General features: G+C 31.9%; 8 protein-coding genes. 7 read left to right on the top strand and 1 reads right to left on the bottom strand.

From position 1 onward, the window contains the following. The first annotated feature begins 303 nt into the window (after window positions 1-303). The gene (gene bsh, locus WMO18_RS10340; RefSeq protein ID WP_022505330.1) at window positions 304-1,284 is read left to right on the top strand and encodes a choloylglycine hydrolase; all 981 of its coding nucleotides are present in this window, start codon (window positions 304-306) and stop codon (window positions 1,282-1,284) included. A 66-nt stretch (window positions 1,285-1,350) separates the two neighbouring features. On the opposite strand, the gene WMO18_RS10335 is transcribed toward bsh, so the two are convergent. Further along, entirely contained in the window at window positions 1,351-1,665 is a 315-nt protein-coding gene (locus WMO18_RS10335) for a heavy metal-binding domain-containing protein (RefSeq protein ID WP_022505331.1), read from the bottom strand. A gap of 162 nt (window positions 1,666-1,827) precedes the next feature. Here WMO18_RS10335 and WMO18_RS10330 point away from each other — a divergent pair, with 162 nt between their 5' ends. From WMO18_RS10330 to WMO18_RS10310, 6 genes are all read left to right on the top strand, one after another. Beyond that, window positions 1,828-2,307: a DUF4190 domain-containing protein gene (locus WMO18_RS10330; RefSeq protein WP_022505332.1), complete on the top strand. Its 480-nt coding sequence runs from the start codon at window positions 1,828-1,830 to the stop codon at window positions 2,305-2,307. A gap of 59 nt (window positions 2,308-2,366) precedes the next feature. Beyond that, window positions 2,367-2,762 (top strand): DUF2752 domain-containing protein, encoded by a 396-nt coding sequence (locus WMO18_RS10970; RefSeq protein ID WP_022505333.1) that lies wholly within the window; start codon window positions 2,367-2,369, stop codon window positions 2,760-2,762. A 167-nt stretch (window positions 2,763-2,929) separates the two neighbouring features. Continuing rightward, a complete protein-coding gene (locus WMO18_RS10325) occupies window positions 2,930-3,727 on the top strand; it encodes an MBL fold metallo-hydrolase (RefSeq protein ID WP_022505334.1) in 798 nt (265 codons plus the stop codon). A 39-nt stretch (window positions 3,728-3,766) separates the two neighbouring features. Beyond that, complete coding sequence (locus WMO18_RS10320; RefSeq protein WP_022505335.1) at window positions 3,767-4,294, top strand: GNAT family N-acetyltransferase; 528 nt, start codon at window positions 3,767-3,769, stop codon at window positions 4,292-4,294. Window positions 4,295-4,315: 21 nt separating this feature from the next. Beyond that, complete coding sequence (locus WMO18_RS10315) at window positions 4,316-5,074, top strand: SDR family NAD(P)-dependent oxidoreductase (RefSeq protein WP_022505336.1); 759 nt, start codon at window positions 4,316-4,318, stop codon at window positions 5,072-5,074. Between the two features lie 14 nt (window positions 5,075-5,088). Then, window positions 5,089-6,372: a CapA family protein gene (locus WMO18_RS10310; RefSeq protein WP_211148403.1), complete on the top strand. Its 1,284-nt coding sequence runs from the start codon at window positions 5,089-5,091 to the stop codon at window positions 6,370-6,372. The last annotated feature ends 157 nt before the right edge of the window (window positions 6,373-6,529 follow it).

The raw sequence follows: 6,529 nt of genomic DNA, 5'->3' as shown, positions 1-6,529 counted from the left end.
GTCCCCTACACCTGTGAGTCATAGATTTATATGATTTTATGGTATATATTCTCACTACAAATTTTCTTTTACCCACAATCAAAACTAAAAGACAAACCCTAATTTGTAAAACCAATTTATCTTATCCAAAATCAAAATTGAAAAAACCAAATTTATCAAACATATATATTCTACATATGAACCATAATAATTAACAGAGCAATCTGACAATTATATAAAAAAACATTGCTGAAAAATATATAAAATGATATACTAAATCTATAGCGATATTGGAAGAATAAAATTAAAACTAAGGAGCAAGTTATGTGTACATCAGCAACATATAAGACAAATGATTTTTATTTTGGCAGAACACTTGATTATGAGTTTTCTTACGGTGAAGTAGTAGCAATAACACCTAGAAATTATCCAATAAATTTTCACTTTATAGGTGAGGTGAAGAACCACTATGCTATGATTGGTATGGCTCATATTGCAAATGATTATCCATTATATTATGATGCAGTTAATGAGAAAGGTCTTGGTATGGCAGGTCTTAATTTTGTTGGTAATGCAAAGTATTATGATGTGGATGAAGATAAAGAAAATGTAGCACAGTATGAATTTATTAACTATATTCTCAGTCAATGTGCAAGTGTTAAAGAGGCAAAGGAAAAGCTAAAAAATATAAATATTACTGCAACTCAGTTTAATGACAATTATCCTTTAGCTCAGCTACATTATATTATTGCAGATAAGGAAAGTTGTATTGTTGTGGAAACAATGGAAGATGGTATGCATATTTATGATAATAAAGTAGGTGTCTTAACAAATAACCCACCATTTCCTCAGCAAATGTTTATGCTTAATAACTATATGGGACTTTCACCAAAACAACCGGAAAATACTTTTTCTCAAAATGAAAAGCTGGATTTTACTCAGTATAGCAGGGGAATGGGTGCTTTAGGTTTACCCGGGGACTTATCATCAGCATCAAGATTTGCAAGAGTTGCATTTGTGAAAATGAATAGTAAATCTTCTCCTGAAGAAAATTCAAGTGTAAGTCAGTTTTTCCATATTCTAAATTCAGTTGACCAGCAAAGAGGTTGTTGTGAAGTAGCTGAGGGTAAGTATGAGATTACAATTTATACTTCTTGTTGTAATTGTGATAAGGGTATTTATTACTATACAACATATGATAACCACCAGATTACTGCAATAGATATGCATAAGGAAAATTTAGACAGTGATACACTTGTCAGTTATCCACTAATTACAACTGAAAATATAAAATATCAAAATTAAGTAAAAATAAAAGTCCGACAAAAGTCGGACTTTTTATATAATTCTTTTATGGAATTAAATTGGAAATTAATAAACAAATTTAATAGCAGTTCCATATGCTAAGATTTCAGAGCTTTGTTGCAAAATTGATGATGTAGTGTATCTAATACCGATAACACCGTCAGCACCCATCTGCATTGCCTGATTAACCATTCTGTCTAGAGCAACACCTCTTGCAGTATTCATCATTTCTGTATAGTCATTTAGTTCACCACCAACAATGCTCTTAAATCCTTGTTTAAAGTCACTTACAAAGTCCTTTGACTGTACTGTGTTACCCTGTACAACACCAAGAATTTGATAATTCATACCCGGTACTGTTTCTGTTGTTGAAATAAACATAATCTTCCTCCTACATAAATATAATTACATTATAAACTATTTATTGTAATTGTCAAACATATGCCAATGTGAAATGGCAAAAAATTGACAAAAATAATATATATGTTGACTTTTAAATGGAGATAGTATAAAATTGATATATAAAATGATTTGGAGGAAATTATGGACGAAAACTTTAACAATCAGCAAAATAATCAGCAAAACAATCAGTATAATCAACAGAATGATCAGTACAATCAGCAGTATAATCAGCCACAGTACAATCAACAACAGTATAATCAGCCTCAGTACAATCAACAACAGTACAATCAGCAACAGTATAATCAGCCTAATAACTACAACAATTATAACAACTATGCTCCTAACCAGTATCAGCAACCTCAGGACAATAGCAGAGGTCTTGCTATTGCTTCATTAGTTCTAGGTATTGTTTCTTTCTTCTGTTGTGGTTCAGTTTGCTCAATTGTAGGTATTGTTCTTGGTGTCCTTTCTCGTAAGAAAAAGCCAACAGATAACGGTATGGCTACTGCAGGTATTGTACTTTCTATTATTGCACTTGCAATATGGGCAATTTACTTAATTTATGTACTAGTAGTTTATGGTTCATTTAGTGCTGTATATAATACTGGTAGATATTATTAATAGTTAATTATGTTAATCTAAAAGACGGGCTGTTGTCCGTCTTTTTTGTTAGGAAAGTTATGAATAAAAGTATTGTAAAAAAGGTACTGGTGTTTTTAGTACCCTTATTAGTAGTTTTCTTATTATATATATTGGCAGTATATGTGGTAAATAATATTTCCTTGCCACCATGTATAACATATACACTTTTCCATATTAATTGTCCCGGATGTGGAATGACTAGGTCGGTTATTGCTTTATTGCATTTTGATTTTTTACTTTCATTAAGGCAAAATGCTTTTATAATTGTTGGTATAGTCCTTGCATTAATGTACTATATTGAATTGGTGTTAAAGGTATTTGGAAAGAATTTTCATTTTCCTATACATAGCAATAAGTTTATTTACACTTTAATTATATTGTCAGTAATATATTCGGTAGCCAGAAATTTTATTCCGACTATTGCACCATTTTAGAAAGATGATTATTACTATACTTAAGACGGATTTATTCCGTCTTTTTTTCTGCAAAAATTTTCAATATAACTTTTTATGCAACAATATATAGTTATGCAAAAATATATATTGTGTTAAATCTTTGTAAATGATATAATGTAATCGTATGTAGTTAAAGAGGTGAATTTATGAAATTAACTATATTAGGTACAGGTAATGCAATGGTAACTAAGTGCTACAATACTTGTTTTGCAATTGAACAAAATGATGAGTATTTCCTAGTTGATGGTGGTGGAGGAAACCAAATCCTAAGCCAACTTGAAAAGGCAAATATTGATTGGAAGAAAATCAAAAATATCTTTGTAACACATAAGCACATTGACCATATCACCGGTATTATATGGCTGGTTAGAGTATTTACTCAGAATATGAGCAGAGGTACTTTCGATAAAGAAGTTAATCTTTATGCCCATAGTGAATTAATAAAGATAATTACTGACATTGCTACTATGTTACTTCAACCTAAACAGATTGATTATATAGGAAAAAAGTTTCACCTAATCTCTGTTGAAGATGGTGATGAAGTTACTATCCTAGGCAATAAAGTAAAGTTCTTTGATATTCATTCTACTAAGACAAAGCAGTTTGGTTTTACTATGTATTACGGTAAAGATAAGTTAACTTGTTGTGGTGATGAACCATATAATGAAGTGGAAAAAGAATATGTACAGGATAGTACATATCTACTACATGAGGCTTTCTGCCTTTATGAAGATAGGGAAAAGTTCCATCCATATGAAAAGCACCATTCAACAGTAAAGGATGCTTGTATCTTAGCTGAGAAACTTAATGTAAAGAACCTTATTCTTTATCATACAGAGGATAAGAACATCACTAACAGAAAAGAACTATATACAAAAGAGGGAAAAGAGTTTTATTCAGGCAGCCTTTATGTGCCTGATGACTTAGAAGTTTTCAACTTATAATTCTACTATAGAATTATTTGTAAAAGAGGAGAACATAAAATGGGAAAATTAAAAGTAAGTTATATTGAAGAAAAGGATTTAGACCTTATTTATCGTCTATATAAGCATTTTGCTACATTTGAAAGAATGGAAGACTACCACACAGCTTCACCTGATGAAATAGGAAAAATGGTTTTTGAAGAAAAACTATTGCATATTCTAAAGGCTGAGATTGATGGCGAAATTGTTGGTTTCTGTACATACTTCTTCCAGATTGCAACATTCCCTATGAAAAAGGTAATGTACATTGAAGACATTTATGTAAGAAGTGCTTATAGAGGACAAGGTATCGGTACAAAGTTCTTTGATGTATGCGAAAAGGTAGCTAAAGTCCATGATTGTGTAAAAATTAAGTGGGAATGTTTAGAATGGAACAAAGATGCCCAACATTTTTATAAGCATACTATCGGTGGCAAAAAGGTTACTAAGTGGAGAACATACACTAAGGATATTATCAACGAAGATGACCTTGGTATGCCTGAAAATGAAGAAGAATTAGAAAAAGACAAAGTTGTTCTTGAAGGATAATTTTTAGAAATTGGTGATTAAATGAAGGCTCTTATTACCGGTGCAAGTTCCGGAATGGGTAGAGAGATGGCTAAGTATCTTTTTAGTAAAGGCTATTCACTTATTCTTGTAGCCAGACGAGAAGAAAACCTTGTTAAGCTAAAGAAAAGTTTAATAGGTAAACCTGAGGTAAAGATAATTACAACAGATTTGTCTGTACCGGAAAATGCAAAGAAACTTTATGAAGAAACTGCTAATGAAAATATAGATTTTCTTATTAATAATGCCGGTTTTGGTATTTACGGAGAATTTGCTAATATTGATTTGGATAGAGAAATTGACCTTATCAATACTAACATTACAGCAGTTCATATTCTTACTAAGCTGTTTTTAAGGGACTTTATCAAGAAAGATAAAGGTCATATCCTTAATGTAGCATCATCAGCAGGTTTCTTAGCAGGACCTCTTATGAGTTCATATTATGCCTCAAAGAACTATGTTGTAAGACTTAGCGAAGGTATATATGAAGAACTTAGAAGAAAGAAAAGCAATGTTCATATCAGTTGTTTTTGTCCCGGACCTGTTAAAACAGAGTTTAACAAAGTTGCCGGTGTTAACTTTGCAATTAAAGGTATTGACCAAACATATGCTGCAAAGTATGCCATAGACAATGCACTAAAGAATAAGATGATTATTATGCCATCATTTACAATGAAAAGTGCTAATTTCTTTATGAGATTTTTACCGAATAAACAACTTACAAAAATTTGTTACCACATACAACGAAAGAAAGACAATTAATTTGGAGGGTAAAAGTGGCTAGAAGAGGATATGTAGATAAGAGAGGCAACAAAAGACAGTATTCAATGATTCCTTTTGTGGGTTTAGGAATTTTAGTTGTACTTCTCATTGTGATAATTGTCAGTATTACTTCTTGTGCAAAAGGTTGTAGCAACAAGGGTGATACTAACGAAACAAAACCACAGACTACAACAACAGCAAAAGCAACAGAAAGTTCATTTAATATGTCTATTGCCGGTGACTATATTATTTATAGTTCAATTTATAAAGGTGCAAATGAACTTGCCGGTGGCAACGGATATAACTTTAAACCAATGGTTAAGAACCTAAGGCAGTTTACTTCTAAGTGTGATGTAAACTACTATAACCAAGAAACAATCCTTGGTGGTACAGAAATGGGACTTTCCGATTATCCACTATTTGTCAGTCCACAAGAAGCCGGTGACGCTATGGTTGACCTAGGTTATAACCTGGTTTCAACTGCTACTAACCATTCAATGGATGGTGGTGAAGAGGGTATCCTAAATTCTTGTAAATATTGGGACAAGCAAAGAAAAGAACATAATGTATATATGATGGGTACTTATGATAGCCAAGCAGACAGAGATGCAGTAAATGTACTTGAATGTAACGACATTAAATATACAATGCTTGACTATACATATGGCACAAACGGTATTCCTGTACCGGATGGTAAGGAATATATGGTTAATGTTTGGCCAATTGACCTGGAAATTAACGACCCTGCAAAGGATACTAAGTATCAAGCATATAAAAAGCAAGTTAAGAAAGATATTGAAGCAGTAAGAGATAATGTTGACTTCTTAATTGTTGGTATGCATGCCGGTGTTGAATATATGCCTGATGAATCAGAATATCAGGATGATATGGCACAGTTCCTTGCTGATAATGGTGTTAACCTGGTAATTGGTACTCACCCTCATGTAATTGAACCTGCAAGATATGTTGGTGATACTTTGGTTTATTACTCAATGGGTAATCTGTTATGTTCACAGTATCAAGACGAAAATTATAACAAGGTAACAAGTATTCTTGCTACTATGACAGTTAAGAAAACTACTAAAGACGGTAAAACAAAAATCACTTTTGAAAACCTAGAGAATAATCTACTTTACTGTTACTTTAACCAAGCAACATGGAGAGACCATTTGATTATTCCTTTCAGTAGTAGTGAAATCAAGGAGTACCTACCTGAATATAAGGAAGTTTATAATACATATAAAAAGGTATTCCAAAAGTACGACAAGACTTTACCTTTCACAGCTTGTGCAAAATAATTTTGTATCAAACTATGGTTTGCAGTTGTAGAGTTTAACTACAGAATTACGGCTTACAGTTGTAGGGATTTTACTACGGAACTATGGCTTACAGTTGTAGGGGCTTCACTACAAAAGTTTTTAATTCTAAAAACTTTTGCATAAGTTCACATTAGAG

The organism is Ruminococcoides intestinihominis (genome assembly GCF_040096285.1).
Taxonomy (GTDB): Bacteria; Bacillota; Clostridia; order Oscillospirales; family Acutalibacteraceae; genus Ruminococcoides; species Ruminococcoides intestinihominis.
This window is presented reverse-complemented; position numbering and strand designations above follow the sequence as displayed.

Excerpts from the sequence above, each read along its gene's own strand:
- WMO18_RS10325 (WP_022505334.1), top strand. The coding sequence starts at position 2,930 with ATGAAATTAACTATATTAGGTACAGGTAATGCAATGGTAACTAAGTGC.
- WMO18_RS10970 (WP_022505333.1), top strand. The coding sequence starts at position 2,367 with ATGAATAAAAGTATTGTAAAAAAGGTACTGGTGTTTTTAGTACCCTTA.
- WMO18_RS10335 (WP_022505331.1), bottom strand. The coding sequence starts at position 1,665 with ATGTTTATTTCAACAACAGAAACAGTACCGGGTATGAATTATCAAATT.
- WMO18_RS10330 (WP_022505332.1), top strand. The coding sequence starts at position 1,828 with ATGGACGAAAACTTTAACAATCAGCAAAATAATCAGCAAAACAATCAG.
- WMO18_RS10315 (WP_022505336.1), top strand. The coding sequence starts at position 4,316 with ATGAAGGCTCTTATTACCGGTGCAAGTTCCGGAATGGGTAGAGAGATG.
- bsh (WP_022505330.1), top strand. The coding sequence starts at position 304 with ATGTGTACATCAGCAACATATAAGACAAATGATTTTTATTTTGGCAGA.
- WMO18_RS10320 (WP_022505335.1), top strand. The coding sequence starts at position 3,767 with ATGGGAAAATTAAAAGTAAGTTATATTGAAGAAAAGGATTTAGACCTT.